The 23,849-nt window shown below is 43.2% G+C and carries 35 protein-coding genes; 26 read left to right on the top strand and 9 right to left on the bottom strand.

From position 1 onward, the window contains the following. Positions 1 to 177: 177 nt before the first annotated feature. The gene (locus QUB24_RS09935) at positions 178 to 1,431 is read right to left on the bottom strand and encodes a hypothetical protein (protein WP_333152947.1); all 1,254 of its coding nucleotides are present in this window, start codon (positions 1,429 to 1,431) and stop codon (positions 178 to 180) included. Between the two features lie 105 nt (positions 1,432 to 1,536). Then, positions 1,537 to 2,052 carry a helix-turn-helix transcriptional regulator gene (locus tag QUB24_RS09930; protein WP_333152945.1) on the bottom strand — a complete coding sequence of 172 codons (516 nt, stop codon included), beginning with the start codon at positions 2,050 to 2,052 and terminating at the stop codon, positions 1,537 to 1,539. 437 nt (positions 2,053 to 2,489) lie between these two features. On the opposite strand from QUB24_RS09930, the gene QUB24_RS09925 reads away from it, so the two are divergent. From QUB24_RS09925 to QUB24_RS09910, 4 genes are read left to right on the top strand one after another with little or no spacing between them, the layout of a single operon-like run. Further along, positions 2,490 to 2,717: a hypothetical protein gene (locus tag QUB24_RS09925; protein ID WP_333152943.1), complete on the top strand. Its 228-nt coding sequence runs from the start codon at positions 2,490 to 2,492 to the stop codon at positions 2,715 to 2,717. 16 nt (positions 2,718 to 2,733) lie between these two features. Continuing rightward, positions 2,734 to 3,126 (top strand): hypothetical protein, encoded by a 393-nt coding sequence (locus tag QUB24_RS09920; protein ID WP_333152941.1) that lies wholly within the window; start codon positions 2,734 to 2,736, stop codon positions 3,124 to 3,126. Beyond that, complete coding sequence (locus QUB24_RS09915; protein WP_333152939.1) at positions 3,123 to 6,719, top strand: virulence-associated E family protein; 3,597 nt, start codon at positions 3,123 to 3,125, stop codon at positions 6,717 to 6,719. Before QUB24_RS09920 ends, QUB24_RS09915 begins: the two co-directional genes overlap by 4 nt. A gap of 13 nt (positions 6,720 to 6,732) precedes the next feature. Next, complete coding sequence (locus QUB24_RS09910; RefSeq protein ID WP_333152937.1) at positions 6,733 to 6,960, top strand: NblA/ycf18 family protein; 228 nt, start codon at positions 6,733 to 6,735, stop codon at positions 6,958 to 6,960. A gap of 595 nt (positions 6,961 to 7,555) precedes the next feature. Here QUB24_RS09910 and QUB24_RS09905 read toward each other — a convergent pair. Then, positions 7,556 to 7,762 carry a hypothetical protein gene (locus tag QUB24_RS09905; protein ID WP_333152935.1) on the bottom strand — a complete coding sequence of 69 codons (207 nt, stop codon included), beginning with the start codon at positions 7,760 to 7,762 and terminating at the stop codon, positions 7,556 to 7,558. Positions 7,763 to 7,869: 107 nt separating this feature from the next. On the opposite strand from QUB24_RS09905, the gene QUB24_RS09900 reads away from it, so the two are divergent. The 12 genes from QUB24_RS09900 to QUB24_RS09845 all read left to right on the top strand — a co-directional run bounded on the left by QUB24_RS09900 (position 7,870) and on the right by QUB24_RS09845 (position 13,125). Next, positions 7,870 to 8,160 carry a hypothetical protein gene (locus QUB24_RS09900; RefSeq protein ID WP_333152933.1) on the top strand — a complete coding sequence of 97 codons (291 nt, stop codon included), beginning with the start codon at positions 7,870 to 7,872 and terminating at the stop codon, positions 8,158 to 8,160. 74 nt (positions 8,161 to 8,234) lie between these two features. Further along, on the top strand, positions 8,235 to 8,576 hold the full coding sequence (locus QUB24_RS09895; protein ID WP_333152932.1) for a hypothetical protein: 342 nt from the start codon (positions 8,235 to 8,237) through the stop codon (positions 8,574 to 8,576). Continuing rightward, entirely contained in the window at positions 8,551 to 9,117 is a 567-nt protein-coding gene (locus QUB24_RS09890) for a hypothetical protein (protein ID WP_333152930.1), read from the top strand. Before QUB24_RS09895 ends, QUB24_RS09890 begins: the two co-directional genes overlap by 26 nt. Before the next feature lie 320 nt (positions 9,118 to 9,437). Further along, positions 9,438 to 9,806: a hypothetical protein gene (locus tag QUB24_RS09885; protein WP_333152928.1), complete on the top strand. Its 369-nt coding sequence runs from the start codon at positions 9,438 to 9,440 to the stop codon at positions 9,804 to 9,806. A gap of 59 nt (positions 9,807 to 9,865) precedes the next feature. Next, entirely contained in the window at positions 9,866 to 10,297 is a 432-nt protein-coding gene (locus QUB24_RS09880) for a hypothetical protein (protein ID WP_333152926.1), read from the top strand. A gap of 20 nt (positions 10,298 to 10,317) precedes the next feature. Further along, positions 10,318 to 10,899 (top strand): hypothetical protein, encoded by a 582-nt coding sequence (locus QUB24_RS09875; RefSeq protein ID WP_333152924.1) that lies wholly within the window; start codon positions 10,318 to 10,320, stop codon positions 10,897 to 10,899. Positions 10,900 to 10,907: 8 nt separating this feature from the next. Beyond that, positions 10,908 to 11,225 carry a helix-turn-helix transcriptional regulator gene (locus tag QUB24_RS09870; RefSeq protein ID WP_333152922.1) on the top strand — a complete coding sequence of 106 codons (318 nt, stop codon included), beginning with the start codon at positions 10,908 to 10,910 and terminating at the stop codon, positions 11,223 to 11,225. Then, positions 11,225 to 11,815 (top strand): GIY-YIG nuclease family protein, encoded by a 591-nt coding sequence (locus QUB24_RS09865; RefSeq protein ID WP_333152920.1) that lies wholly within the window; start codon positions 11,225 to 11,227, stop codon positions 11,813 to 11,815. The genes QUB24_RS09870 and QUB24_RS09865 overlap by 1 nt, the downstream gene beginning before the upstream one ends. Before the next feature lie 8 nt (positions 11,816 to 11,823). Then, positions 11,824 to 12,216 carry a hypothetical protein gene (locus QUB24_RS09860; RefSeq protein ID WP_333152918.1) on the top strand — a complete coding sequence of 131 codons (393 nt, stop codon included), beginning with the start codon at positions 11,824 to 11,826 and terminating at the stop codon, positions 12,214 to 12,216. Beyond that, a complete protein-coding gene (locus QUB24_RS09855; RefSeq protein WP_333152916.1) occupies positions 12,197 to 12,529 on the top strand; it encodes a hypothetical protein in 333 nt (110 codons plus the stop codon). The genes QUB24_RS09860 and QUB24_RS09855 overlap by 20 nt, the downstream gene beginning before the upstream one ends. 52 nt (positions 12,530 to 12,581) lie before the next feature. Then, positions 12,582 to 12,899: a hypothetical protein gene (locus tag QUB24_RS09850; RefSeq protein ID WP_333152914.1), complete on the top strand. Its 318-nt coding sequence runs from the start codon at positions 12,582 to 12,584 to the stop codon at positions 12,897 to 12,899. 19 nt (positions 12,900 to 12,918) lie between these two features. Next, complete coding sequence (locus QUB24_RS09845) at positions 12,919 to 13,125, top strand: hypothetical protein (protein ID WP_333152912.1); 207 nt, start codon at positions 12,919 to 12,921, stop codon at positions 13,123 to 13,125. A gap of 162 nt (positions 13,126 to 13,287) precedes the next feature. On the opposite strand, the gene QUB24_RS09840 is transcribed toward QUB24_RS09845, so the two are convergent. After that, a complete protein-coding gene (locus QUB24_RS09840; protein WP_333152910.1) occupies positions 13,288 to 13,455 on the bottom strand; it encodes a hypothetical protein in 168 nt (55 codons plus the stop codon). Between the two features lie 28 nt (positions 13,456 to 13,483). On the opposite strand from QUB24_RS09840, the gene QUB24_RS09835 reads away from it, so the two are divergent. The 5 genes from QUB24_RS09835 to QUB24_RS09815 all read left to right on the top strand — a co-directional run bounded on the left by QUB24_RS09835 (position 13,484) and on the right by QUB24_RS09815 (position 17,817). Beyond that, a complete protein-coding gene (locus tag QUB24_RS09835; RefSeq protein WP_333152908.1) occupies positions 13,484 to 13,867 on the top strand; it encodes a hypothetical protein in 384 nt (127 codons plus the stop codon). An 11-nt stretch (positions 13,868 to 13,878) separates the two neighbouring features. Continuing rightward, entirely contained in the window at positions 13,879 to 14,769 is an 891-nt protein-coding gene (locus QUB24_RS09830; RefSeq protein WP_333152906.1) for a hypothetical protein, read from the top strand. A gap of 231 nt (positions 14,770 to 15,000) precedes the next feature. Next, positions 15,001 to 15,423 carry a hypothetical protein gene (locus QUB24_RS09825; protein WP_333152904.1) on the top strand — a complete coding sequence of 141 codons (423 nt, stop codon included), beginning with the start codon at positions 15,001 to 15,003 and terminating at the stop codon, positions 15,421 to 15,423. A 191-nt stretch (positions 15,424 to 15,614) separates the two neighbouring features. Then, complete coding sequence (locus QUB24_RS09820; RefSeq protein WP_333152902.1) at positions 15,615 to 17,489, top strand: hypothetical protein; 1,875 nt, start codon at positions 15,615 to 15,617, stop codon at positions 17,487 to 17,489. Between the two features lie 76 nt (positions 17,490 to 17,565). Beyond that, complete coding sequence (locus tag QUB24_RS09815) at positions 17,566 to 17,817, top strand: hypothetical protein (protein ID WP_333152900.1); 252 nt, start codon at positions 17,566 to 17,568, stop codon at positions 17,815 to 17,817. Positions 17,818 to 17,922: 105 nt separating this feature from the next. On the opposite strand, the gene QUB24_RS09810 is transcribed toward QUB24_RS09815, so the two are convergent. From QUB24_RS09810 to QUB24_RS09790, 5 genes are all read right to left on the bottom strand, one after another. Next, positions 17,923 to 18,177, bottom strand: a complete 255-nt coding sequence (locus QUB24_RS09810; protein ID WP_333152898.1) for a hypothetical protein — start codon at positions 18,175 to 18,177, stop codon at positions 17,923 to 17,925. A gap of 25 nt (positions 18,178 to 18,202) precedes the next feature. Then, complete coding sequence (locus QUB24_RS09805; RefSeq protein WP_333152896.1) at positions 18,203 to 18,520, bottom strand: hypothetical protein; 318 nt, start codon at positions 18,518 to 18,520, stop codon at positions 18,203 to 18,205. Between the two features lie 11 nt (positions 18,521 to 18,531). Then, on the bottom strand, positions 18,532 to 19,149 hold the full coding sequence (locus QUB24_RS09800) for a hypothetical protein (RefSeq protein WP_333152893.1): 618 nt from the start codon (positions 19,147 to 19,149) through the stop codon (positions 18,532 to 18,534). 63 nt (positions 19,150 to 19,212) lie between these two features. Then, the gene (locus tag QUB24_RS09795; RefSeq protein WP_333152892.1) at positions 19,213 to 19,740 is read right to left on the bottom strand and encodes a thermonuclease family protein; all 528 of its coding nucleotides are present in this window, start codon (positions 19,738 to 19,740) and stop codon (positions 19,213 to 19,215) included. A 79-nt stretch (positions 19,741 to 19,819) separates the two neighbouring features. After that, the gene (locus QUB24_RS09790; protein ID WP_333152890.1) at positions 19,820 to 20,821 is read right to left on the bottom strand and encodes a hypothetical protein; all 1,002 of its coding nucleotides are present in this window, start codon (positions 20,819 to 20,821) and stop codon (positions 19,820 to 19,822) included. A 155-nt stretch (positions 20,822 to 20,976) separates the two neighbouring features. On the opposite strand from QUB24_RS09790, the gene QUB24_RS09785 reads away from it, so the two are divergent. From QUB24_RS09785 to QUB24_RS09765, 5 genes are all read left to right on the top strand, one after another. Next, positions 20,977 to 21,552: a hypothetical protein gene (locus QUB24_RS09785; protein ID WP_333152888.1), complete on the top strand. Its 576-nt coding sequence runs from the start codon at positions 20,977 to 20,979 to the stop codon at positions 21,550 to 21,552. Continuing rightward, entirely contained in the window at positions 21,506 to 22,510 is a 1,005-nt protein-coding gene (locus tag QUB24_RS09780; protein WP_333152886.1) for a thymidylate synthase, read from the top strand. The genes QUB24_RS09785 and QUB24_RS09780 overlap by 47 nt, the downstream gene beginning before the upstream one ends. Positions 22,511 to 22,514: 4 nt before the next feature. Beyond that, complete coding sequence (locus QUB24_RS09775; RefSeq protein WP_333152884.1) at positions 22,515 to 22,748, top strand: hypothetical protein; 234 nt, start codon at positions 22,515 to 22,517, stop codon at positions 22,746 to 22,748. Positions 22,749 to 22,809: 61 nt separating this feature from the next. Next, positions 22,810 to 23,343, top strand: coding sequence for an HAD-IIIA family hydrolase (locus QUB24_RS09770; protein WP_333152882.1), 534 nt, complete (start codon positions 22,810 to 22,812; stop codon positions 23,341 to 23,343). Positions 23,344 to 23,351: 8 nt separating this feature from the next. Beyond that, positions 23,352 to 23,549: a hypothetical protein gene (locus QUB24_RS09765; protein WP_333152881.1), complete on the top strand. Its 198-nt coding sequence runs from the start codon at positions 23,352 to 23,354 to the stop codon at positions 23,547 to 23,549. Positions 23,550 to 23,849: the final 300 nt, after the last annotated feature.

Here is a 23,849-nt window from a genome sequence, read left to right as displayed (position 1 = left end):
CAATTTTGCTACAAGTCTTGAGCTACCCACCCAAGACTTATTAGCTCCCTATCCATACCCGTTCTTTCTTCTGGCTCAGAAACAGAAACAGCAACTGCTACTGAGCTTTTGTTTCTGGTTGTTTCTGTTTCTGTTTCTGTTTCTGTTTCTGTTTCTGTAAGTCATTTAGGCGGTTGGTCATTTAGCCAGAGCAACTTTTTGCCTTTTGTGTCGGGAAACAGGTTCAAAGGGCTTACCTGGAGATTCAACAGATTCAGAGTTAACAGAGCCAGAGCCAGAGCCAGAGCCAGAAACCGTTTCTGGGAGTAATTCTGGGAGTAATTCAGCTTGAGATTCAGAGTAAGATTCAGATTGAGCGACTTGAGTTGTAGCTTTAGCCAGTGCAGCTTTCAAATCTTCAATTTGTTTAAGGGCTTCAGACAAATCAGCATGGAGTGTTTCATTTTCCACCATAAGCTGAGCATCGAGCTGAGCATCAGTAACTGGGTCATCAGAATCATCTATGCGATCGACTTGTAAAGCGCCACTAACTTTTTGTTGACTTTGCAGGTTAGTGATTGTTGTTGAAGCTTCTCTTAGCTGAGTTCTCACTTGTTCTAGTTGAGATTCCAGGACTTGTTTCTCACCCATTTGTGCTTGGAGAGTTTGGATTTGAGCATGAAGGCTAGAAACTTCACGTTCCCGTGCTTCGATTTGACCGTTGAGTTTAGAGATTTCAGAGATTCGATCGCGGGCTGCTGTTTCAAATTCGGCGACTTCCAGTAAACGTTGTTCGGAAACTGTAAGTTTTGCTTGTAATTCGCTGCGATCGGCTTGTAGGGAATCCAAGCGATGACGAAATTCTTCAGAATCTGCCAATTGTTGCTTGTTCAGATTCATGTACGCTTCCCTCAGTTCATCGCGTTGGCGTTCGTACTCCCCTTTGTAAAAATTCAACTCGTACTGATTTTGAGGATAATCCTTGAGTTGTTGCCGAAGAATTTCGTTCTCCTGAGCCAGAGATTTCATGCGATCGCCACTGACCGAAGTATCAGCTTTTTGAAAGGCGAGGCGGTAGGTTGCGATCGCCATTTGCTTAGAAACTGCTAGAAATTCTTCAGGAACTTCTGATTCATCAAGCAATCCGTCGTCTGCTGCCTCTAGCAATGCACTTGCTAAATCTTTTTCAGATTTTCCTTGCTTGAGGAGTGCCAGATTATCTGATCGCCATTCCTTGACCAGTTTGCATACTGCGTCCGTACTGCCTCCGTAACCGTAGATTTCTTTGAGGGCTGCATTTACAGATCGCACTGCCACCCCTACCCGATTTTTTTGAAGGGCAGCACAGGCAAAATCCACCATTCCCCGGCTAATCCCTGTGTACTGAGTCGCGCGATCAAACTCAAATCCAGTTAAATCAAGGCTTGTAAACGTTGTCGGTAATTTTGCCATTACTAATCATTGGTAAATAGTGCTAGTAAGCTACTTACCAGTATACGCCATTTACCAATAGTGGTAAATACATTTATTAAAAAGTCATAACATAAATAGAAGGATTCAGGAGGCAATCCGCTCGGCAATAACCTGGAGGACAACAGCAAGCTCCTCCTTTGAGATAGTACGAACTTGCTGTACCAGTTGTTCCAATTGGCTGGGTTTCTGCTTCCCAGCAAGGACTAGCTTGAATTGTTCAAGAGTTTCCCCTCTGAACTTGGCGACACGTTTAAGATTTTCTAGATCGGGAACTCCTTCAAGATTTTCCCAAGCTTTGATGGTGGGATGAGTCACGCCAAGTAAGCGGCCAAATGCTCGATATGGTCGATTTGCCCGCATTTCATAGATCAGCTCAGCAAATTTTTTCTTGGTCTGATCATCCATCACATATCGCTGAGGTTGCCTCTGTCTGCGGTTTCCAGAGTTTTTAGAATCATTTTGGCTAGGATTATTCTCATGGCTCTGAGAATTGGTCTGGCTGCCAGGGGGAAGAGATGGCACCTGGAGGGAAGATTCAGTTTCCACATCTGGATAGTCGTCGAACAAAAAACGAAAATTGATATGGGAAGGGGTATCCATTTGGTTAATAAGGTAGTATTGTGGTAAAAACGCCTGGTAATATTGTCACCAGCATCCTTCGCAGGTAAAAGGCACAGATACAAGGCACAGAGCACAGGGAAAGGTAAACAAACTCAAGCTAGTAATAGCTTAAGCCATAGCAGACATTGAGTTAATCACATTCTGAGTGGTTCGGAACTACCTTAGTTTGCTTTGAACTGTTCTGGATTCTCAATCACCATACCCTTAAATGCTTTGCGGTCTTAGCCTGTCCTGACATTGAAACAGGTACTAAGGCCACCTTACTTTAGCGTAACAACTTCACCATACATTAGCAAAGCTCCATGATTTTTCTTTGAGCTTGCCAGATTTTGCTTGCAATGCACGGGCCACCATAACACGCAGTCAGGAATTTTTCAGCGTGGACGGCTAAATCTTTTACTCACTATTTCTTTTATATGATGACAGAATCACTAAGCTCAACAGTGCTAACTGTGTTAGCAGATACTAACAATTTGCCAGAGAAACCAGGGAAAACCAAGCGTACCTTATCTCTTTCAAAAGAACTAGACCACAAAGTTCGTGTTTTCGCAGCGCACAAAAGAATTAGTGTGGGCTCTTTAGTGGAAGCAGCTTTAATTCTTTATTTTTCTCAGAATCTCTCTCAACAAAATACTGAAATGTAATAGCTCAGAGGTTCTGATGACCATAAACGGATGGTGCCGTACCAACTATCACAAAGATGGTAAACGTCGTTTTGCGAAGTTAACGGACGGCTTATGCTGTGAATGTCTAGCCGATGGCGCGTTCGCGCCCCGCAAGCTACGACTTGATAAAGCAATTACTGAACCAGTCGCTGAACCAGCCCCTGAACCAGTCGCTGAACCTAAACAATCACAGCAACGAAAGAAGGAAACCGCCGATCGCAGAAAAGTTACTTGTCTCGAACAGAAAATTACTGATTTGGAGGTAGAACGCGACACTCTAAATTCAGAAATTGACCGTCTGCGATTGAAATTGCAGACATTTATCAACTCCTTAAACCAATCAGAAGTTGAACAATCAGGAATTAAATCAGGAGTAGCAAAAACGTGAGTAATAAAATTGTCATCGATCGTGAATTAGCCGAAAAACATCTCAATTACCTGGGATATGCACCGGGTGAAGCCTACTTGAGATTTTTCTTTTATTCCACAGACGATCGTAAGAAAAAAGATAAAGGGCGCAAACAAAATGGTCTGGACTGGCAACAAATTGAACAATATCAAGCAGATAATCGCGGTGTCTACGTCGTGGTCAATGGCGCTGGCGGTACTGGTCACACCGATGCTGACATCCACCAATGCTGCGCTATTTTCTGTGAATGGGATGATATTCCTCTGGGTGAACAATTTGAAAAATGGAGCGCTGTAGGTTTTGTAGAGCCGACATTCACCATATTTAGCGGTGACAAATCCATGCAACCGTATTGGTTGTTCGAGGAGCCTGTTACACCGGAACAGTGGCGAGAACTGCAAGTGATTCTCATCGAGATAATGGAAGCTGATGACAGTAATAAAAATCCCAGTAGGGTGTTTCGCCTAGCAGGGGGTTGGCACATGAAACCCGGTCGTGAACCAATCAAATCAGAAATTGTCAGTGAATCAGGTATTCGATATAATTACAATGATTTGCGGGAACATCTTAGGAGATTACTCAGGGAACTTGAGCAAAGAAGAAAGGAGGAAAAGGAGCGGAATCAGCAAGATTTACTCGACTTATTAGTCAATTCTACTAGACCGATAAGTATTGAAAATACCGCTAACGGTACAGGAAGTGGCGGTACATCAACAGCAACACTTATAAAGCCGACAGAAACTCTACCCGCGCCAGGAACCACCAAGATAAAATTCAAAGATATTAAGGTTCCGGTGCCGATCGCCATACCCTTGGATTCCGCCTTGGGGAAGGCTAAGGTTTATTTGAATGGAGTCGAAACTCAAAGAAATACATCAATGGCAATGCTCGCCAGAGATTTACTTGGAGTTCAGGCTGAATTTAACCGCCTCGGACAACTTACAGATGATGATGCTTATACATTGTTTCTGGATGCTTGTCGCCGTTGTTCACCCGGTGGCGGATGGGATGAGGATGAGTGGCAACAGGTCTGGGATTCGGCTGTCAAATCCAACCCTATATCCTCCATCAAACACTATATTCCTGATGGAGTCGAAAGCTGCATCAAAGGTGCATACTGGCGCTTTCTCAAAGCTCAACGACCCTTTGATTTAGATTGCTCACCTGATTCTAATTCTGTTCCTGATTCTGTTCCTGATTCTGTTCCTGATTCTGTTCCTGATTCTGTTCCTGATTCTGATTCTGTTCCTGAGTTAGAAAATCAAAAGTCATCGGGTTTCAATATTTTCAATTCTGATGACAAGATGATTCAAGATTACCAAAAGTTGAACAGACATTTTGGGAAGCGGATTAGGCTAAACACACTTAGCAAGAGAATCGAAATAGATGGGAAACCTGTATCTCTCGATCGAGTCCGTCTTCAACTCGCAATCAGACACGGAGTATTAGTCAGATCGAGTAGAGAAGATGTCCAAGATATACTCACAGAAATAGCCGTGGATAATCAATATTCACCCATTCAAGAGTATCTGAGTTCTCTACCCGTGGCTTCAGATACTTCAATTTTAGATACTTTGGTTCAGAAATATTTTGGTGTTGAAGGTGAACTTTATGCAAAATTCATCAGAAAGACTTTAATCGGTGCGGTAAAGCGTGCCTTTGAACCAGGGTGCAAAATGGACACAGTTTTGATTTTACAAGGCCCTCAAGGTTTCCGAAAATCCACATTTTTCAAAATCTTGGCAGGCAAGCAATACTTCGACGATTCACTCGGTGCCGTTTCAGATAAAGATGAACGGCTCAAATTACACCGTTCCTGGATTGTTGAATGGGCGGAATTAGAGTCAATTTTCAGACGGCGGGATGTCAGCGCGACAAAAGCTTTCCTGTCTACTGAGACGGACGCAATTCGACCGCCGTATTGTCGAGATACCGAAGATTTCAATCGACCCAGCATCATCGTGGCAACCACAAACAAACAAGAATTCTTGGCAGATGAAACAGGCAACCGCCGATTTTGGGTAATTCCGGTCAAGCATCGGATCGACACCAAATTGCTTAAAAAGGAGCGAGATACGATTTGGGCTGCTGTGATGCTGGCCTATCGCTCTGGTGAAGAACCCTATCTGGATTTTGGAAATGATGAAGAAAAAGCCGAACTCTTAACTGAGGATTTCCAAACGTCTGACCCCTGGGAAGATTTCATCCTCAATTACATCGAACACCGGGACTATGTTCGAGTGAGTGATCTCCTCAATCATCTCCAAATTGATTTAAGTCGGCAAGAGCGATCGCACCAGATGCGCTGTTCGGGGATTCTCAAGAAAATGGGGTGGGAACGAGAATTCCGAATCATCAGCTCTAAACGGGTTCGAGTCTGGGCAAAAATCGAACAGCCTGAACTCGCTGATCAACCTCAAATTTTGAAAACTGCCTCAGAAACTGAGGTCGATCGCGAGGTTGATCTCCTTACTGGCTCTGGCTTTGATCAACCTGATCAACCTGATCATCCTATTTCTCAAACTTTACTAATTCCAGAACAGAGTCCTGATTCCTGCCCTGACCAAACCTCCGATTCACCCCCTGATTCACCTCCCGACCCAACCTCCGACCCAACCTCCGACTTAACTCCTGATTCAGTCGGTGATTCAGCGGGTGATTATGGAGAGAATGTGATGGCCCAATCATGTGAACCGATGGCAAATTTGGCAAGCAAGGACGCGACGGCAGCACCAGATTTAGGAAGTTTGGGTGAAAAGGTTGATCAGGTTGATCGGGTCGATCGAAACTTTACAGAGCAAGGCTTTGATGCTGATCGACCTATCCAAAATGAGGTTGATCTTCCAAAAAATGAGGTTGATCAGCAAACTCAGCAACAAGTAGATGAGGCAGAACTACTCGAATATATTCGGACGGTACTCGAAGCCGGCGACCCGACATTAGCCAGAAATATCCAGGGAATTCTGAAGGAAGTCTGCGGAACTGGTGCAGCCGATCGCCAAAAGGTCTGGAACGCGCTGAACGAAGCCGAAAAAGCCACCTTTACTGCCTTACTCAAACTTCCTGATTCTGATTCTGACTCTGATTCTGACTTTGACTCTGGCTCTGAAACTGCTGAAAACCTACCTGAACCTACATCTGAAGCTACATCTGAACTTGTAGAAGAATCCATATCGGCCACGCCAGGGGAAACTATAAGTGAAGCGATACCAGCATCAAATTCTGGAATTTCTGCGCCCACACCAACCACACATGAACCCGTAAGTGAAGGAGTAACAGAGCAATTAATTAGTGAAGAAGATGCCGAAAAACTGCGAGATATAGCATTGATTTGGTGGAATGAATACCATCCCGAACGGATGCAGGCTCTGCTAACACAAATGTACGGTTGGCAGACACCAGGGACTAAGTATGACGTGGCTGTGATAATTCAGTGGCTGGAGGGGGAAAGTGCGGAGACTCGCGATCGAATCAATCAATTGATAACTCTCAAAAATAACAATTCCTCAACCGATTCTCTATCAACGGATTCTCTAACAGACAAGGAAAAAGACCAGGAAACAGACGATTAAAACAGTAGAGATTATGACCAATGAAAGAACAGGGGAAGATGAAAATCAATCGAATAAGCTTTCAACTGAACTTACGGTTGAACAGCAATTTAAACTCAAAGTTTATTCGGATGAGACTCAATCACTTTCTGCTGAAGAAGCGCAGATATTGCTCATAGAAATGGTTCGGAGAAACATGATTAAAGACAATGTTATTAAACATTTAATCAATCATCATGACGGCGAACTTCACCATTTTTAAGTTGGTGGTTAAGAGTTTCAAGAGAGATTCTGACACGACTATAGCGACAAAATTTTGTCCTAGCAATACTGCGGGTCAATGTTTAGATGAGTAAAAGTGGAATAGGAATTTCAGAAATTTTTGCAGTCGATCGTACCTCCTCCAGCGCTCGTAAAAATTGGCTCATCTTTATGCTCAGCTTGCCACTTTTCATGTCGTCGATCAAACAGTAATTTTTGTTCCGCCCGACAGATTGGAACCCCCAGTTTTTTTCAAACCCACTTAAACGTTCGCCCAGCCAAATGCGCCATTTCAGGGCCGCCATTTCAGGGCCGCCATTTCAGGGCTGCTGCTTCCCTCGCCACCAGTCCCCTAAACTTCTCTGCAACTTTCTCAGAAACAGAGAAACACGCTTTGTTTCCGAAAAACAGAGAAACGTGTTTCTGTAACTCACGATAAATAGACTAGAAGGCTCGACAAATGGGTGAAAGAGGTCAGAAACAGAAAAGGATTCTTGTTTCTGGGGCTTGTACTACGACCCCAAAGTAGTTTTGATTTAGTTGTAATCCAGACGGGATATAGACTTTTAGCATTTTCAATAGCTGAATATATCAATTTAATCAGTTTTGTGAGAATTCTCAGAATTTTGAGATTCTTCAGATTGGGCAGCTTCCTGCTGATCAAGCCATTCGATCAGAGCCATGCGGACGATCGATGCCAGTGACTGATTCGGTTCGATCGCCTGAGCTTTTAAGCGCTCCCGCAATCCGCCCACATCAAATGTCACTGATATGCGATCGCGACTATCCCTACTTTTTGCCATGAAATTCCATAAAATCCCATAAAATCCTTTGACTACTCCAATCAGGATAATGGAAAACCTAGAAAGTTTCTAAGTTTTTCTTGACGTAACACTAATTTAGTGTTACAGTGCAAAAACGCCTGGTAAACGTGCGTCAACACGTTCACCAGACTTTCCACCAATGCCACGAGACGGCACTAGGAGACAGCATTATGTTACAGCAACAGCATCTAGTTGTGGTTGAACGTTCGTTCAACCCCAACTGCATTGTCAGAGGTTTCGGCAAGACACCTCAAGAAGCAGCTCGTAAAGTGTTTGACCGAGCACGGGAATATGGCTACTGGGACGCAACGAAAACTTACCCCAAAGCTAAAAACCCGCTCGCCAGCAGTCCCAAAAAGAAGCGGACGGGACGATAGATAGTTTTTTTTCTCTGACTGCGAGCTACTTGAAAGACAGCGGCAGCTATCCCTAAAGTAGCTCATACAAAGACATGAAACGCCGAAAGACAATAACAGCGCAAGTTACGGAAGAATCGGGTAGGCGCAATTTCTGGACGCGATCGGAGTTAAGGGCAGAACTGGGCAAGATTTCCCACAAAACGAATAAGCCAATGGCAGAAGCAACTTTTAAACGAAGATTGGCACTGCTTGAGGAAGAATGCCCAGAAATTGATCGATCGCTATATAGTCGCAAATTCTCGGATTTCTCAAAATGGTGTCTGGTTCAGCTAGAAGAAATCTTCTTGAGCTGCGATCGAGATATCGACAAAACCCGTAATTACTTACAAAACATAGGAATCAACACAGATGAGTATTTCAAGAATCGAACTTAAGGCTGAACTCGGTCTGGGCAAAGTTAGCGACATCACCAATGTCCGTAAAGCGCTGGGTCAGAGAGATTGGCAGAACTCTCAGGTTGTAGACGCTGATGCTCTCGAAGTGACTGAATATTACCGACTTGTTCGCGAACAAATGATTATCCCGTCGGAAGCATTGCTACAAATTGCCAGCAACCGAACTGGCAGCAGTGAATATCAGAATGATCAAATTGATGAAAGTGTGATCGATCATAGCGAACACCGCGACGGTCAAGAAGAAACCAATGGAATGGTACTTGCTATTCGATCGCTCACTCAAGAAGCTAGCTTAGCAATGACGGATGTTGCTGATGCAGCATCGGAACAAATAGTTGATACTTTTTGCATTGCCCTGGGCGCAAATGTAGTGGACAAACTTCAAGACAGAGCCACTAAAATTCGAGCAAATTTTGGTTCTATCACTGAATCTATTCGATCGACTCCTTTAGATTTGCGTGGCGGGAGTTTACCGGGAAAAAAACAGCAACCGAAACAGCTCACTGGACTTTGGGGCTAATTGATTCCTGCCTAAAACTAGCCCAAGCTTATAGCTCACGGTTAGTTCTGGAAGAGCAAGCTCGTAGTGCTCAGAAAGAAAAACTACTCACTACCTTAGTTATCTATTCGAGCTTGCTTTCTTCCTCTCCTTCCTCTTCTCATCCCGATTCATCAATATCATCAACTTCATCAACTATTTCATCAACTATTTCATCAACTATTTCAGAATCAGAAAAGGAGAAAAGAGTAATGTTTCAATGGTTGCTGTCAATTTTCAATGCTCCAACTACGCCATATCCCATCAGCTCGACAGCCGTTTTCATGACAGGAGTGTGCTAAATGATTCCTATTACTTCTGACCAAGTTTACGATTGGCATCCAGGCCATAGAGTTGATGTCTATAGTGCTGATAAAAAATGCTTACAACTGTGCCAAGTGAAGGACTTGGATTTAACTTTAGGCGATGCGCTACGCGCCCGCAAGCTACGCGCCCGACAACTTGAACCCGTTGACGAAAATCTGCAACTCTGCAAACCACAGGAAAGAGAAATCCCCCCCAATTGCGTCGGAGGTAGGCACTGCTCTTACCCAGAAACCTGTTATCGGTTCGAGACTGAGCAGCAAAATCATGAATGCAATTTTCCAACCGCCGAAGAACTTGAACAAATTAGATTGTGGACAGAAGGATTGAAAAACCTACAACCTTGATTTCTGATTTAAGTTTCTGTTACAGAGCGACCAAATTTAGTTAAAATTCAAGGAAATTCATGAAAAAGCAAAGAGATGGAAATACTGCTGATTTCAATAATGGCAGCCAATCTACTAATAGTCTTGTTACTTCTTCAGATGCAAGGGAAAATGTCTCTGTTAATCCTTCAAAATCAACAGATACTAAATTGGCTCAATATGGAGGACAAGGTGAAGGAAATAACGGAGAAACAGAGCAAGATAGACGAAATGCTGACGGCTCAGGAGAAGCGGATAGACCAGGCGATCAAGGAGTAATGCTAGGTTCTCTATTCTGTGGAGCTGTACCCGCGCTTGTTGTCGGGTTCGGGGCATTTTGCTACCACACAGGATATCAACAGGGTGGCAAAGAAGCACGTCCAACGATTGTCCACGGCAACCAATATAATTCCAAAACCTACCACATCTCCCCTTCGATTGGCAGCAACAACAGCAATAACAGCCATAAGTGAGCCAGGAAATGAAACAAACTATGTCTAGTTCATCATTACCCGACCCAGCAACAATGAGTTATGAGGAAAGTATTGCTGAAAGTATCAATAATCTAGCAGCCAAGGAGAATTTGAGACGATCGCTAGAAACTGAAAAAAAGCTGTCAGTCAGACTGAAAATCACCGAGCAACTTCTGGCACTAAGTGAACGCAATGAAAGTCTGTCACAGCAAATTACCGCTCAACTCCTTGCTGAACGTCATACAATGCTCAGGCCTCAATCTATCGGTCATACCAATTTTGACCCCGATTTGAACCTAGATTTAGACGAGCTTCCTCCACTGCCAGAGCCACTGCCAAAAACTAAAAGAAAAGTGAGGGTTCCTAAAGTCGAGGTCAAAAAAGTAACAGACATGACGCTTGAACAAATTCAAGCAGAACTCACCGAAAGCAGAGCAAAAATGGCAGTTCTCGACGTTCAACTAACATCCTCTGATTTTGATACTCGGTTCAATGCTCAAATGGACATTCGGAGTTTGAACCCGCGAATGAAAAAGCTTTCGGGTCAAGAAATTGCATTGTTGCAGCATGAAATAGCTTGCCTAAAAAAAACCCTCAGATAGGACTTAATATGAGTCAAACACTCGTAAACCGCATCTGTGGAGCTCGTAAACTGGCGGGGCTGTCTCCGGCTCAGGTAGCGAGAATGCTAAATGTTTCGATCGATCGAATACAGGCAATAGAAGCAGATACCGTTTCTGTTTCTGCCCAAGAAATCGAACAATTTGCAGAAATCTTTGAAGTCAGCAAATCATGGTTGATAGACAAACAGAGGTTTTGCTCAAATGAGATTCTGGAGGATATTTTCGGCATTACCCCTCTGAATCTAACACCAGAAGAACTTGAGAGACTTCACACAATACTTACCTCCATACGAGGAAACCAGTAATGTTCAGACAAATTTTGCAACGAGGGCTACGCCAAATTTCACCAAATCTGGCAGCGAAACTTACCACCAAACCTCGGTTGAAAATCTATCATTCTTATCAGGAAGTGGAGGTCAAAAAGAAAAAGCAACAGAGCCATTACAGACCCGGCTTTGTTTACGCATTCTATGATCCGTCAACAAAACCCGAAGCTGTTCGTCAAGCACTCAGAGAAAAACGGGAAAGACTAGCAATACTAATTCAAGGTACGACATTCTGTAAAATTGGCTTGAGCCGGACACCGAGAACACGCAGATATTTTCTCTCACGGGAATATGAGAGTGAGTTGGAAATCAAGGCGATCGCATTCACGATGAACATGAAGGTGACGGAGGATTTGCTGCACTATATCTTCTCGGCTCACAACGAATTGCGTAAGACAAGAAACTCGGAGGGCAAAAACTTGGATGGGTATACCGAATGGTTTCGGGTCACTCCCCTGAGACTGAAGATGATTCAAATCATGGTATACACTATGGCGGTACTCGTCAATCTGGCTTATTTTGTTTTCGCAGTTTCTGCTTCTATGTACTTGTTCAATTTCTTATTTTAGGTAAGTCAATGTTATTTTTCAAAAAGTGGCAGCAACAGTTAGCTAAGAAACTTCACCGGGAAAATAGACTAATCAAAGTTTCACGAACTTTGACTAACAAAGTTTTCCAAAACTTCGATGGTGATGAAGAAAGTTTGTTACCAGGATTCTATTACTACGCAGGATTGCAAATCCAACTAGAGTTTTTCTCTTCCTATTCCTTATTCCTGGGGGGAAATCTCGAACTGTGGAGATGGAATGTCTACGACGGGTTTGGACAAGGAATGCTGAATGATGGTGTGGGCGATACCAAAGATGAAGCTGCTGCTTTAGCTCAAACCTGGGCAGTGGATTTTCTAGAAGGTCGAGAACTCTACATGAGTAATCATCGGAAAAACCCCAATGAATCAATACGAATTTGACGAAATTGCACAATCTGAAACTTCAGACATTCCAAAATCTTTGAATGGTGAACCTTTAGAATTAGGAGATTTTGTCTGTCCCCGTTACATGGCAACCACTGCCAAACAAGCGATCGATCGAGGGTTTGTCTATCAAATTGTCGAAATAAAGGGGACAATCCTCACCGTTCAACGAGTCTCTGACCCCAGAACCCAAATTAGCGCCTCAAGTGATTTTTTCATCAGTCTCCAAGAACAAGAGGGTGATGCTGATTCTGAAGATGATGGTGTTGCTGATAAAGAGAGGTTGAATAAAGAGAGGTTGTGGTTGTGATGATTTTGACGATCGTTCAAATAGTTGTAGGAAATTAACTAGGAAATTAACAATGATTCAAAAAATGTTGAACTTGGTACCAATAGACATTCTTCGTCAGTTGCATAATGAAGTCGTAAGAAATTTGCAGCAACGAGAAATGATTGGGTGGAATAAATCAGAGCAAGGGAAACCCTCTCGCTACTTAGGCATACAAATCAAAGTTACTCCCAAAGCTCGACTAGATTATTGGGATTGGGATTGGTTTATCTACGACGGGGAAGGTGTCAACATTCTCAAAACTGGTACAGCAAAAACTGAAAATGATGCCTATGATTTAGCTATGGCATGGACTGATAATTTTATGGGCGAGGATGATGAAATTAATTAGAAACAAGAGGAAGAAATAGATGTTTGGTTGGTTATTCGGAACAGCGAAAGTTGCCAATACACATTCTCGAAAAGTTTACGTGAGAAGCAGCCGTCACCCAACCAAAGTTTTTACAGTTTACGGCGATACTGAAGTCTGCGCGATTCGGGCGCTGAAAGAAGTTGAAAATCAGCTCCCCAGACCCGAACCGGGGGAGACGGTTGAAATCAAAACTTATTTGGGATAAGCCATGCTTGACGAAATACTGAGTTTGTTTCCAGAGTCGTTAGCGCAGCCCTCGCAGAGGATCGTTAGCCACGTTGCCGAAGTTTTATCGAGTCATTTGAAGAGTAGATCGGGATATTTTCAAGTAACTGAAATTCAATCCAAAGACCATGAATACTTAGGTCTATGGATAAGTATTCAAAGCTGGAAAATTAACGATAAATTTCATTGTTACTGGTACATCCGGGATTGTCGAGAAACCGTGATAGAAGAAGGAAGTGCTGGTAGTCGAGATGATGCTCTCGTTATTGCTCAAAGATTGATTAATGATATTGACCTTTTCTTCATTCATCACAAACGCTCATCAACTAGAAACTGAAATGCGTAAGAATCTCAAACAAATTCTGAATTTACTCCCAGATTCGATCGTTCTATCATTCACCAAACAGTTGTTGATCTACCTAAAACTCAAAGGTGCAATCACAGAATGGGTGATAGATCCACCAATCTCTGACGAATATGAGCACTGTGGATTGATTATCCGTTTGCGATGCTTTCACATTGATGGAGATGAACGCTGGAGCGAACAATGGAACTGGTATGTCTACGACGGTATGTATCGGTTTCTCGATCAAGGCATGACCTATGACTCTGCTTCCTCCCTCCTAGCAGCGCAAAAGTGGATTAACGATTTTATGGAGTATGACGATGAAGAATCTGATACAGATTTAGCTGATGCAAAAAACTGGATTAATCTCAATTAAGAGGAAAAACAATGCAACAACAACTCGATCAAGAACAAGACGTATTGACTTACCTTCTTTCAACCCTAGTCGGTGGAGCTCTTGATGCTGAAGGGGAGCAGATGTTGGATGAACTTTTCAACATCACAACTGCTAACTTGAACCAACTCACTCCCCAGGGCTGGGCTGCGATCGGCGATCGGGCAATCCAAGCCAAATGGTTCCTTGACCACATCACCGAAATCAAAGAGAAGTTCAAGCTACTCATTGACGCACAAATCTGTTTCCGTGAATTTCAAGCTTGGCTGATGGAAGCAGGCTATAAAGGCGCTGAGAAAATCAAGAAAGCTCAAATAGATGTTGCCGTTGCTCGTGCGAAGTATGGCGCAACAGTAGAAGTCGAAGATTATCGACTGACCAAAAAGCAAGAACAATTCACAGGGGAAACTGTACAAGATAAGCTTTTCTGGGACAACACGGTAATTGCTGCGATCGCCAAGAAAGTTGCCGAAGTTGACGCAGCCAGTCTAAAGATGCAAGGAAATCCAGAGTTTGCTGCTGAATTAGCAAAATGGAAAGAAGAAGAAACCAATATCTATAAGCAAGCTGCATACGGTTTGAAACACGGTACTCATGGCTTGAGCCATCCAGCTCTCGGCGGTTCGACTTCTTCTCCACTCCAAATTAGTCAGTCCAATTACTCTCAACCTCAATTTGTTTCAGCTTCAGGTTCAGCTACACAACGATGGCGTTCCGCCCCGCAAGCTACGGCAGTACAACGATCGGCAACAGGCAGAGCGAAGGATTCAATCAATTTGGCGGTTAATTGGTCAGGGGATATCGCAGGCAAAGTTAATGGTGTTGCTTCGCAGATAAATCGTGGTTTCTCAAGATTTACTAATTTTTTCAGAGGTGAAACTTGATTATTTCAAAGCGTCAAGTTTTCAAAGTCGTTAGCTCGATCGATGTTACTAAAAGCGCTACTGCTAGCAAAAACACAGGCTGGGTAACGACAGATGACCATCAACCGGGGATAAAACTACCCAACAGTTTTGGGCATTTAGTAGTTGCTGAAACTTCGGCAATACAGAATATCGAGATTTGTCCCAATTGTTGTCTGCTCTACGGCAAAACCTTCAATAAATGCACCAACCATGTTTTTACAAACTCCACAATTACCACAAAACCCGAAGCCTGCTGTACAACCACAGCCACCGAAAGAAGTACCCGTTTTTAAGCCGTCAGCCGAACTGAAACGCCTTAAGAATGTCAACAACTGGCAATTTTTGGTAGTGAATGTCTCCATCGGCATCGGCATTGCAAATTTATTCCGGCTCTCGAAATCGCATCTTTTCTTAGGAATCGGGGCGATCGTCATCGGCTCTCTCAGTCTGTTTTTCATGTCGCCAACCGATCGCACCTATGTCGGACTGTGGCGGACGGGCGGTGCTGCATTGGCGATCGGAGGCATTCTCTGCTTCTGGGATTTGTATTATCTGCTGACCTGGCAACATGGTTTGGCGATCATTGCTTTTGTCCTTCTCTCCATGTGGATCATTGGTGCTGGTAGTAAATAGCACTTTCATCCCGGCTGGTACGGCTGTATTCGCTTAGTCCCTTGCCGGGATATTTCCAGCCAGCGGGCATCAGTCATCGGGCATCAGTCATCGGGCATCAGTCATCGGGCATCAGTCATAGGGCATCAGTCATAGGGCATCGGGCATTGGATTTTGGGTATTGGGCATCGGGTAGTAAGGGGTAGAAGTCCATGAGTAACAGGGTCACGGTGGGATCATTCTTTGGAGCATTTTGCTGTTTGGGGTTGGCATTGATGCCGCTTCCGTTCGATCGCTGGGTGGGAGTTCGGCAAGCAAGCTCTCTCGCTGCGATCGGCTGCGGATATTTTGGCTGGCACGACAGCCAGAAAAAAAAGCAAATATTGGAACAGCAAGAGCTTTGGGAATTTGAGCAGCGACTGAAACAGCGGGCGCTTGATGCTGCTGTTAACTCCGCACTCACCGATGTCCTGGTTGAGGAGGTAGTGGTCAAAGAGAAGCTTCGGGCTGATGCCTCAGTTGAGGTCTACAGAGCGGAGACTCAGCAGAATTTTGTCCGAGTCATGGCTCACGATCACCCTGAAATTCTTCAGCATCTTCTCCAAACTTCACAACCCCCAACAACAGAAACAAAAACTGTTTCTGATTCTCAGTCAGAAACAGAAACAGATTCCGTTTCTGATTCTGTTGTTGATAGTGTGCCTGGTGGTGTGGCTGGTGGTGTGGCAAAAGAGAAAACAGCAGAAGAGAAAAGAGCGGAGTATATAGCTGCTGTCCGATCGAAGTTAATCAAATTGATTGAGGAGCATGAAGGTGGATGGATTGGGCAACTGATGCACAAACCCCTCCTAATTTATGGGGATATGGGTAGCTTTAAAAGTTACTTCGGAGCTTTTTTAGCACTGTGCCGGCATTATTTGTATGGTCACAAAATCATTTCGATCGCTGACCCTCACTTTCACCAAAATTATGATGAATGCTGGAAAACTCTGGTTAAGTTAGGCGTTCCCGGCTACGGCGCAAATCAAAACTTTGATGAAGTTGGTCAACAACTTAACGCCATGTACGATCGATTCAAAGTCAGAACTCTAAAGGACGATTGGCTAACTTCTATCTTTGATGAGATGACACAATATGGCTTTGAAGAAGGTACGGCGGAACCTGCCAGCAAATTAACCAGAAAAGTTGTTGGCGACCCTCGCAAAGGTAAAGAAGCGCCTATCTTTATTGCTCACAATGATACTAATGCTGCTTTTGGCGGGGGTGATGGTTTCAGTAAATCTGTCAATTCAGGAGTGATTAAACTTCAGTTACGATCGGACAGTAAATATCAACCACTCTTCAAAGGCACTATTTCTGGTATCAAAGATGAAGAGGGAGAGTGCATCAAAGATTTAGCCGTTTCCATCGCTCCTTATTGGATACGTCCTGAATGGGTTTATGAATTATTTAATGCCTTTCCTTTAGACAATCCTCATTCAGAAAGTCAAATTATCAGTAGTTCGGAAACTCAAAACAAATCTGATATTAAACTGGATTTACAAAGCACGGAAACTGAGGTAAAATTAGAGACAGAATTAGATACAGAATCAGATATCGATCGACTAAATCGGGCATTAAATCAGTCGGTAGCTTGGGATTATTGGTTAGCCGAATCAACGCCAGAAGAACTCGATAAACAAATAGAATTACATCGATCGCAAACCAGCAAAAAGTCCGATAATTTACCCGATAATTTACCCGATAACTCAGGCGAAGAATTATCACCTGTGGATAACCTTATCACAGGCGATATAACTCCAAAACTTTTACCCAGAGAGGATTATCCAGTAATCTGGGATGCGGAAGATTTCGCAAGATTACTGCCAAATGAGTCAGAAACAGCAGTTTTTGAGCGCATTTTGGAATTATCTGATAAATATAAAAGTCCCAGCAAACTCATACAAATGGGTTTGGGTTTTACCCAAGGAAGGAAGAAGCCTCGAAGTTATTCAGATGTAGGTAAAAAGTGTTTTCAGTACATAGTAATGAAATATGGTACACCTTCTCTGATTGCTCGATATAAGGATTACTTGGAAAAGAAGTAACTCCAATTAATTCTCAATTAATCCTCAATTAATTGTTTATCGATCGTTCATCAATCAAACAAAACTAGGAGAGCAAATGCGTAAATTAACCCCAAGCGAATCAGTATTTTTGGCAGGGACATTAACAGCATCAATATTAACAACTCTTGAAGTTGTACCAGGGATAATAGATAAATTAAAAGAACAAGCACACCAAGCAAGTGAAGAACGGAAACGGACAAAAGCAGTAAATCCAGCAGACACTTTTACCGCTGGACTAATCATAGGTTTGGTTGGTGGAGCCGTTGCAACAACAAAGGTTATATCGGATAAAATTAATAATCCATAATAACCCAAAAGTAAATCTCATAGTAAAATCATTTTAAGTTGTCATTATACTATGAGATTTATGAATCAGTTAGCAATTTTCTTGCTGGGTGTGTTAGTTGGATTACTAATCGTATTTTTCCTCTTTCAGTTCATTGAATAATTCATTGGGTTCGTTGTCTCGTCTGAGTTGAGGAATGCGAGGCGGTTTATTACTAAAAAAGCCCCAAGCAATTAATGCAAGACCAGCAATAAGTTGACCATCTTCGTTACTAATCCGTTTGGAGGCTACAAGAAGTTCTGCGATACCTGCAACAGCTCCCAAAATAGTTGAAATAGTATCTAATTGGTATTGAGTTGGTTCTCTAAATCTTAGTTTCATTGTTCCTATGAGTGAGCTAAAATGATTAGTCTGTATCTTCAAATTCATTCTCGATCGTTTCAATGATGTTACAAGAAGGAATGTCTAATTTTTGTTCAATATTATCAATTCGGCATTCCAAAGTAATCGATCGAAGTCTATTTGTATCTTGCCAACGGCGGATTTTATAACCGATAGCAATCTGGTCATTCTCTTGTTTTTTAGTTAAGTCATAAGTGAATAAATCAATTCTATGAACTAACTTATCCTTGATTTGTCGAGAAGCGAGCCAGAAAATATAGGTTGAAACGATAGCTGTAACACCGATCGAACTAGCAATATAATCAAGAGTTTCTTGTTTCATTTTTCCATAGATTACAGTTTATTGCCCGGAATAATAGTTGTTGTGAATACAAAATTTGTATCAGCAATATATCGCGGGTCTGCTGTAACTCTCCGCATAAAGTTTTCATGTCCTGAGATAGTTCTACCAACCAAGCACCCAGCCGATGCGGTATGAATATCATTCACCGGATGTCCCCAACCGTGATGTTGATTGATGCCAAAATAACCTTCATCGATCGCATCTCCGGTTCGCATCATGTCCCGATTCCAATCCCGGTGCACTTTGACAAGTCCGACCTGGACAAGAGCTTCGTGAGGGTCAGAGTAGCCGTGGAGTCCGACTTGCCAAGCCCGATACTGTCCAAAGGCAATTCTGGCGGCTCCTTTGGGGTTCATGGGATTGTCAGTGTAGTAATACCCAGGTTCCGTCGTGGCTTCCCAAATACCTTCGATGACGGGTTGGAACTTGTCATTGAACGCAATAATTATCCTGAGATCATTGAAGTAATTGGGTCGATCGTCATTTTCCGTTCCATCAGTGTTTGCCCCTTCTACATAGATTATGTTTTTCTCCGATCGACCTCGCGAAATTTCATAATTTTGCTGTTCCATATACTCAATAATTCTTTCGGCAAATGTTCTACTCATTTCACTTTCCTCCTCTTAGGTGTAATTAAATGTACTGTGTCAAACCCTTACACTGTTTGAGTGCTAGAGTGATAACTTCTTAAATTCATAGGGCAAAATCATGTTGGCTTCTTTCCACAATCCGACTCTTTTCCTATTTGCTGTCGCTGCACCCGCTATTATCGATCGCAACACTGTCGTTTCTCTCACGTTGTATATATGACGATTGAAAGGCAAGCGAGAAGCGGCTAAACCAGATTGAGCGAGTTTGACTTGGACATTGCTAGAGACAAGTAGATTGTCCAGGTAAACATCACAAACCCATCTTTGGTATTGATCTAGCTCATAGGGAATAGCAATTAGCGCTCGGTTTTGAAGCAGATTCCTTAGAGCTAATTTGGCTTTTTCTGCCCATTCCCAATGCTTAAGAATCAGCGGGTCAGTGCTAGTTTTACCGGGTTTCTGAGATTCTGGGGTATCAATCCATTGCGATCGACAGATGATAGATTGACTCTCCGTGCCTGTTGCAGAGAGTAATTTCAGATTGAAAGTATCTCCATCGTATACAAACCCTAATTCCGCTTTGTAGACACTTCCTTTAATTATTTCCATCTCACAAAACCCTAAAGCTTTATTTTAAACGAGCTGTAGGGCTTTTTGTCATCAGTAAATTCCGATCAATTCGATGGTTTTAAAAATTTACATAGATGGGTTTTATCCATATTCTCTTAGCGTTCTTCCACCGTTTACCTCCACCCGTCTCCAAAACTCTCCAGTGTCCGCGTCTCCAATGTGCAATCGGTGACGAATGAATTCTCTTTATTTCTCTATTCCCATTGTCTGTTTGTTCTTCTAGGTTTTCTTCATTAGGTTCAATAATTTTTTCAGCTTGTTCTAAAGATGCTGATTGTTTGATGGAGAAATCTTTGCCTAGCCAGCGAGGAAATCGATCGATCGCCTTAGATTTTTTTAAAGTTTTCCCGAATCCTTTAGTAATTGCTAAATCTTTCTTGTCTATATCAGAAACCAGCTCTGGAAGAAATTCAAGACTTAAAAGAATATTGATGATAAGATTTCTTAAACGGTGGATGAAAACTCTATCTTCAGGAGTGAGTGTGTTTCGTCCTATATTGGAGTTTTCATCATAAATCAACGTATTTCCCCCTTCGTCGATTGCAGTCCCAGAAGTCCACACAGTTTCTTGAGAATCCACAGTGGAAAATTGGAAATATAGAGTATATTTTAGTTTAAAAGGCTCGATCGTAAAATTTCTCCATTTAGCTGAATTCCATTCTGGATGATTGAAATCACTACAACTAACTGTTAAATAATCGATCGAAGCTCCATCAGGTGCATAAATGGCTCCTTTGGGTAGGGCTAGCAAAAAACTAGGTAACGACGGCTGCCATCCGCATAAAACCCCTGGCTTATGGAGAGCGTCAGTTTGATCGAAAGCTTCAATCAATTCATGGGTTAGACAATATATCGGCGCTTTGTGAGCAAACCAGAGTGCGATTCGGTAGCTGTGGATAAACGCTGAGATGTCAACTTTTGCATATTCCAAATCACACGTACTTAATCCGATCGCAATTATCTGACTCAACACTTGCCAGCTTATATACCCGGATGGCATTCGATAATTCACATCTTCTCTTATCCTTGCCAACAGCTCTTTGTTAATTTTCTCGAACATTAGCAAAGTCTTGTTCCGATTCATCTGCGGTTGTAGTGTCCAAAGTTGAGATTTGTTGGGCATGACAAAACCTCTAGCTTAGTGTTATATTATAGGGTAATTCTACTGTATTTGCTGCATAAAATTATAACAATTTGGTAGAAGTGGGTAAGAAAATGGAAAGATATTACAAACCGCTATATAAACCGAATCAGGTATTTTGTGGAACAGGACAGACAGCCATAGTAACGGGCTGGACACTGAAAAGCACAGTGAAAAAGAAACTGGAAGAGGATGAGTATGGAGCGATGGCGTCCCGCCCCGCAAGCTACGGACAACTCTACTCAGCAACACGCGGTATCAATTTCTTGGTACGAAACCTATTATGGAATCCACATATCCGGTTTTTAATAGTTGTGAATGCTACGAGGGAAGATAAGAATTCAGGCGCAGCTCAATGTTTGTTGGATTTCTTTCGACAAGGCTTTGAATGCAACAAAAGCGAAAACGATTCTGACTGTTGGAAAATCACCTCAGATGTAGTTGGATACATCGACATCGAAATACCGTTCGAGAATCTGCAACAGTTACGGGAATCGATCGAATGTCATGAAACCACAAGCATTACTGAAGCAGTCACTCTCGCCAAAGAGTTAGCGAAGTTGGGCGAGAAGCCGGAGTGGGCAACACCGACGATTCCCGCTGGTGGAGAACTTGCCGACGGTACTCCCAGGGCAGAGGTACGGGCATAGAATCGAAGGCAAAACTATCGCCGAAACTTGGGTAAAAATCATCCACCGCATCAAAACGACTGGCACATTGCGACCAACCGGCTATGACGGACAGTGGCAAGAACTGATTGATTTGATGGCAGTAGTGACCGACGAACCGCCCGAATTCTTCTTCCCGGAGCCGAACTATTTGCCGATCGATCGCCCCTTTCTGTCCGAGTACATCCCGCAGATTCTGGAAGATGCCCCATATCACGAGGGAATCAAGTACAGCTACGGGCAACGGATGCGGTCATGGTTTGGACGTGACCAAATCGAGCAGGTCATTGCCAAACTCATCAACGAGATTGATGCTGCCAGCGCCGTTATCAATCTCTGGGATTCTGGCGGCAACTTCAGCAGACGATCGGACGGTAGCTCTGACCATGAGCACAGTGGGAGTCCGTGTCTCACTAACATCTGGGTGCGCGTCGTGGATGGGGAACTCTCATTGACTGCTACGTTCCGCAGCAATGATATGTTTGCTGCATGGCCGGCAAATGCGATGGGGCTGCGGGCACTGCAACAACACATCCGAGAGGCCATCGCCCAGCGGTCAAAATACAATCTGACGATGGGCCCGTTGGTGACGCTGAGTCAGTCGGCTCACTTGTATGATGATACTTTCGAGACTGCCGATCAAGTCATCGCTGCTCATTACGATCGGATTTGCAAAAGTCGGGACTATTTTGACCCAGCCGGTAACTTCGTAATCGAACTCACCAGTGATGAGCATGGTGAAAAGATTTTAGTAACTCAGATTCCGGGCAGTGGCAAAGCCGTTAGCTATTACTCTGGGCGAAACGCACTCAAGTTAGTTCGAGAAATTGCTGCTGCCTCGCCTGCCATCCAAACCGAGCATATCGGGTATCTCGGAGTAGAATTGCAAAAAGCTGCTCACTGTCTCAAAACTCAAACCACGTATACCCAAGATTTGTAACATTATGAAACCTTTTTCCTTTAATGCAAAACCCGAAGAAGCTTTGCAGATTGATGAAAGCCTAACTATGACAGAGCCTAAGTTCTTTAATGCTAATTTGAACTCTACAGATCGTCCCTTCAATCCATTAGAGCGATGGCGCGTTCGCGCCCCGCAAGCTACGATTCCTATCTCAAACCAGTCCCAGACAATTGAATTTGAAGCCAAATTTAAAGCTGGTGGCATCAATTTTCATTAATTTACAAAGCTGTAAGACTTCGTTTTGATGTATTGAATTGTTGTTTATTTTACACAAAATCATGACTACTAAAGTATTGTTAGTAGATTTAGATGGAACAATCCGACAAACCGCGTCGGGCAAAACGTTTATTAACGAACCCCAAGACCAGAAACGCATAGAAGGGGTTCAAGAGGTGATCGAACATCTGAGTCAACAATTTGTAATTATCGGTGTCACCAATCAAGGAGGGGTAGCAGCAGGACACAAGAGTTTGGCTTCAGCAATCGAAGAACAGCGAATAACTTTGGATCTATTCCCGCAAATCTCAGAGATATTTTTCTGCCCAAATTGGGGAGACAGTTGCTACCAAGTTTCCCGTGGCAATGAACCGATCGAATTCAGTGCGCCGTTGTCCGGTGATGGCACAAAGATATCGTGCCGGAAACCGGGATACGGAATGTTGTTGTTGGCATCCCGATCGCTGGCAGAACCCGAAGACTGCATCATGATTGGCGATCGACAAGAAGATAAAGATGCTGCGGACGCTTACGGAACCCAATTTTTTTGGGCATCTGTGTTGAAAAATGAACAAGAGTGGAGAAATCTTAAATAAGAGGATTCATGAAGCGTTTGCCTGGATGGAGCAACACCGACGGCGCTACCTTCAGGCGATCGAAACTAGAACAGCGGGAAGTCACTGGGGTGGAACGATGCCCTGGAAAGAACTTGCTCAACTGTCTTGGAAGCTTACCAAGTTGCAAAGTAGAGTACAGAGTACAGAGTACAGAGTACAGAGTACATCCCTTGGGAGCGCTGTGAATACTATTTCATCGATCGAGTAGTTACTGCTAAATATTTGCCTCTGGTTAAACAGAATTTCAGAGTTCTGAGTTTGTTATCGGTGTACTCAAACCATTAGACCCTCAATTTGTACCGAGATAAGCGTTTTAATAATGTGGCTCAAGCGCAACGAAGTGCTGGCTTTAATCTTAAGGCACTCAAAATCTTGTTCAGAATGAAATAGCCCTACGGATTTAACTGGTACTGAGCAGATTGTTTCAGGCACTTTCCTGACGGGGTGACAAGCAAGTTGAAAGACATATTAGACAAGGCTTTGAG

The organism is Microcoleus sp. B9-D4 (assembly GCF_036705105.1).
In the GTDB taxonomy this organism is placed as follows: domain Bacteria; phylum Cyanobacteriota; class Cyanobacteriia; order Cyanobacteriales; family Microcoleaceae; genus Microcoleus.
This window is presented reverse-complemented; position numbering and strand designations above follow the sequence as displayed.

Coding starts and splice junctions, on each gene's coding strand:
- QUB24_RS09820 (WP_333152902.1), top strand. CDS start 15,615: ATGAGTAACAGGGTCACGGTGGGATCATTCTTTGGAGCATTTTGCTGT.
- QUB24_RS09840 (WP_333152910.1), bottom strand. CDS start 13,455: ATGAATGAAGAAAAGGTCAATATCATTAATCAATCTTTGAGCAATAAC.
- QUB24_RS09795 (WP_333152892.1), bottom strand. CDS start 19,740: ATGGAAATAATTAAAGGAAGTGTCTACAAAGCGGAATTAGGGTTTGTA.
- QUB24_RS09775 (WP_333152884.1), top strand. CDS start 22,515: ATGAAACCTTTTTCCTTTAATGCAAAACCCGAAGAAGCTTTGCAGATT.
- QUB24_RS09850 (WP_333152914.1), top strand. CDS start 12,582: ATGATTCAAAAAATGTTGAACTTGGTACCAATAGACATTCTTCGTCAG.
- QUB24_RS09765 (WP_333152881.1), top strand. CDS start 23,352: ATGAAGCGTTTGCCTGGATGGAGCAACACCGACGGCGCTACCTTCAGG.
- QUB24_RS09875 (WP_333152924.1), top strand. CDS start 10,318: ATGTCTAGTTCATCATTACCCGACCCAGCAACAATGAGTTATGAGGAA.
- QUB24_RS09880 (WP_333152926.1), top strand. CDS start 9,866: ATGAAAAAGCAAAGAGATGGAAATACTGCTGATTTCAATAATGGCAGC.
- QUB24_RS09810 (WP_333152898.1), bottom strand. CDS start 18,177: ATGAAACTAAGATTTAGAGAACCAACTCAATACCAATTAGATACTATT.
- QUB24_RS09835 (WP_333152908.1), top strand. CDS start 13,484: ATGCGTAAGAATCTCAAACAAATTCTGAATTTACTCCCAGATTCGATC.
- QUB24_RS09845 (WP_333152912.1), top strand. CDS start 12,919: ATGTTTGGTTGGTTATTCGGAACAGCGAAAGTTGCCAATACACATTCT.
- QUB24_RS09865 (WP_333152920.1), top strand. CDS start 11,225: ATGTTCAGACAAATTTTGCAACGAGGGCTACGCCAAATTTCACCAAAT.
- QUB24_RS09920 (WP_333152941.1), top strand. CDS start 2,734: ATGACCATAAACGGATGGTGCCGTACCAACTATCACAAAGATGGTAAA.
- QUB24_RS09870 (WP_333152922.1), top strand. CDS start 10,908: ATGAGTCAAACACTCGTAAACCGCATCTGTGGAGCTCGTAAACTGGCG.
- QUB24_RS09800 (WP_333152893.1), bottom strand. CDS start 19,149: ATGAGTAGAACATTTGCCGAAAGAATTATTGAGTATATGGAACAGCAA.
- QUB24_RS09770 (WP_333152882.1), top strand. CDS start 22,810: ATGACTACTAAAGTATTGTTAGTAGATTTAGATGGAACAATCCGACAA.
- QUB24_RS09860 (WP_333152918.1), top strand. CDS start 11,824: ATGTTATTTTTCAAAAAGTGGCAGCAACAGTTAGCTAAGAAACTTCAC.
- QUB24_RS09905 (WP_333152935.1), bottom strand. CDS start 7,762: ATGGCAAAAAGTAGGGATAGTCGCGATCGCATATCAGTGACATTTGAT.
- QUB24_RS09925 (WP_333152943.1), top strand. CDS start 2,490: ATGATGACAGAATCACTAAGCTCAACAGTGCTAACTGTGTTAGCAGAT.
- QUB24_RS09805 (WP_333152896.1), bottom strand. CDS start 18,520: ATGAAACAAGAAACTCTTGATTATATTGCTAGTTCGATCGGTGTTACA.
- QUB24_RS09935 (WP_333152947.1), bottom strand. CDS start 1,431: ATGGCAAAATTACCGACAACGTTTACAAGCCTTGATTTAACTGGATTT.
- QUB24_RS09825 (WP_333152904.1), top strand. CDS start 15,001: ATGTTTTTACAAACTCCACAATTACCACAAAACCCGAAGCCTGCTGTA.
- QUB24_RS09895 (WP_333152932.1), top strand. CDS start 8,235: ATGAAACGCCGAAAGACAATAACAGCGCAAGTTACGGAAGAATCGGGT.
- QUB24_RS09785 (WP_333152888.1), top strand. CDS start 20,977: ATGGAAAGATATTACAAACCGCTATATAAACCGAATCAGGTATTTTGT.
- QUB24_RS09885 (WP_333152928.1), top strand. CDS start 9,438: ATGATTCCTATTACTTCTGACCAAGTTTACGATTGGCATCCAGGCCAT.
- QUB24_RS09790 (WP_333152890.1), bottom strand. CDS start 20,821: ATGTTCGAGAAAATTAACAAAGAGCTGTTGGCAAGGATAAGAGAAGAT.
- QUB24_RS09890 (WP_333152930.1), top strand. CDS start 8,551: ATGAGTATTTCAAGAATCGAACTTAAGGCTGAACTCGGTCTGGGCAAA.
- QUB24_RS09815 (WP_333152900.1), top strand. CDS start 17,566: ATGCGTAAATTAACCCCAAGCGAATCAGTATTTTTGGCAGGGACATTA.
- QUB24_RS09930 (WP_333152945.1), bottom strand. CDS start 2,052: ATGGATACCCCTTCCCATATCAATTTTCGTTTTTTGTTCGACGACTAT.
- QUB24_RS09855 (WP_333152916.1), top strand. CDS start 12,197: ATGAATCAATACGAATTTGACGAAATTGCACAATCTGAAACTTCAGAC.
- QUB24_RS09910 (WP_333152937.1), top strand. CDS start 6,733: ATGACCAATGAAAGAACAGGGGAAGATGAAAATCAATCGAATAAGCTT.
- QUB24_RS09830 (WP_333152906.1), top strand. CDS start 13,879: ATGCAACAACAACTCGATCAAGAACAAGACGTATTGACTTACCTTCTT.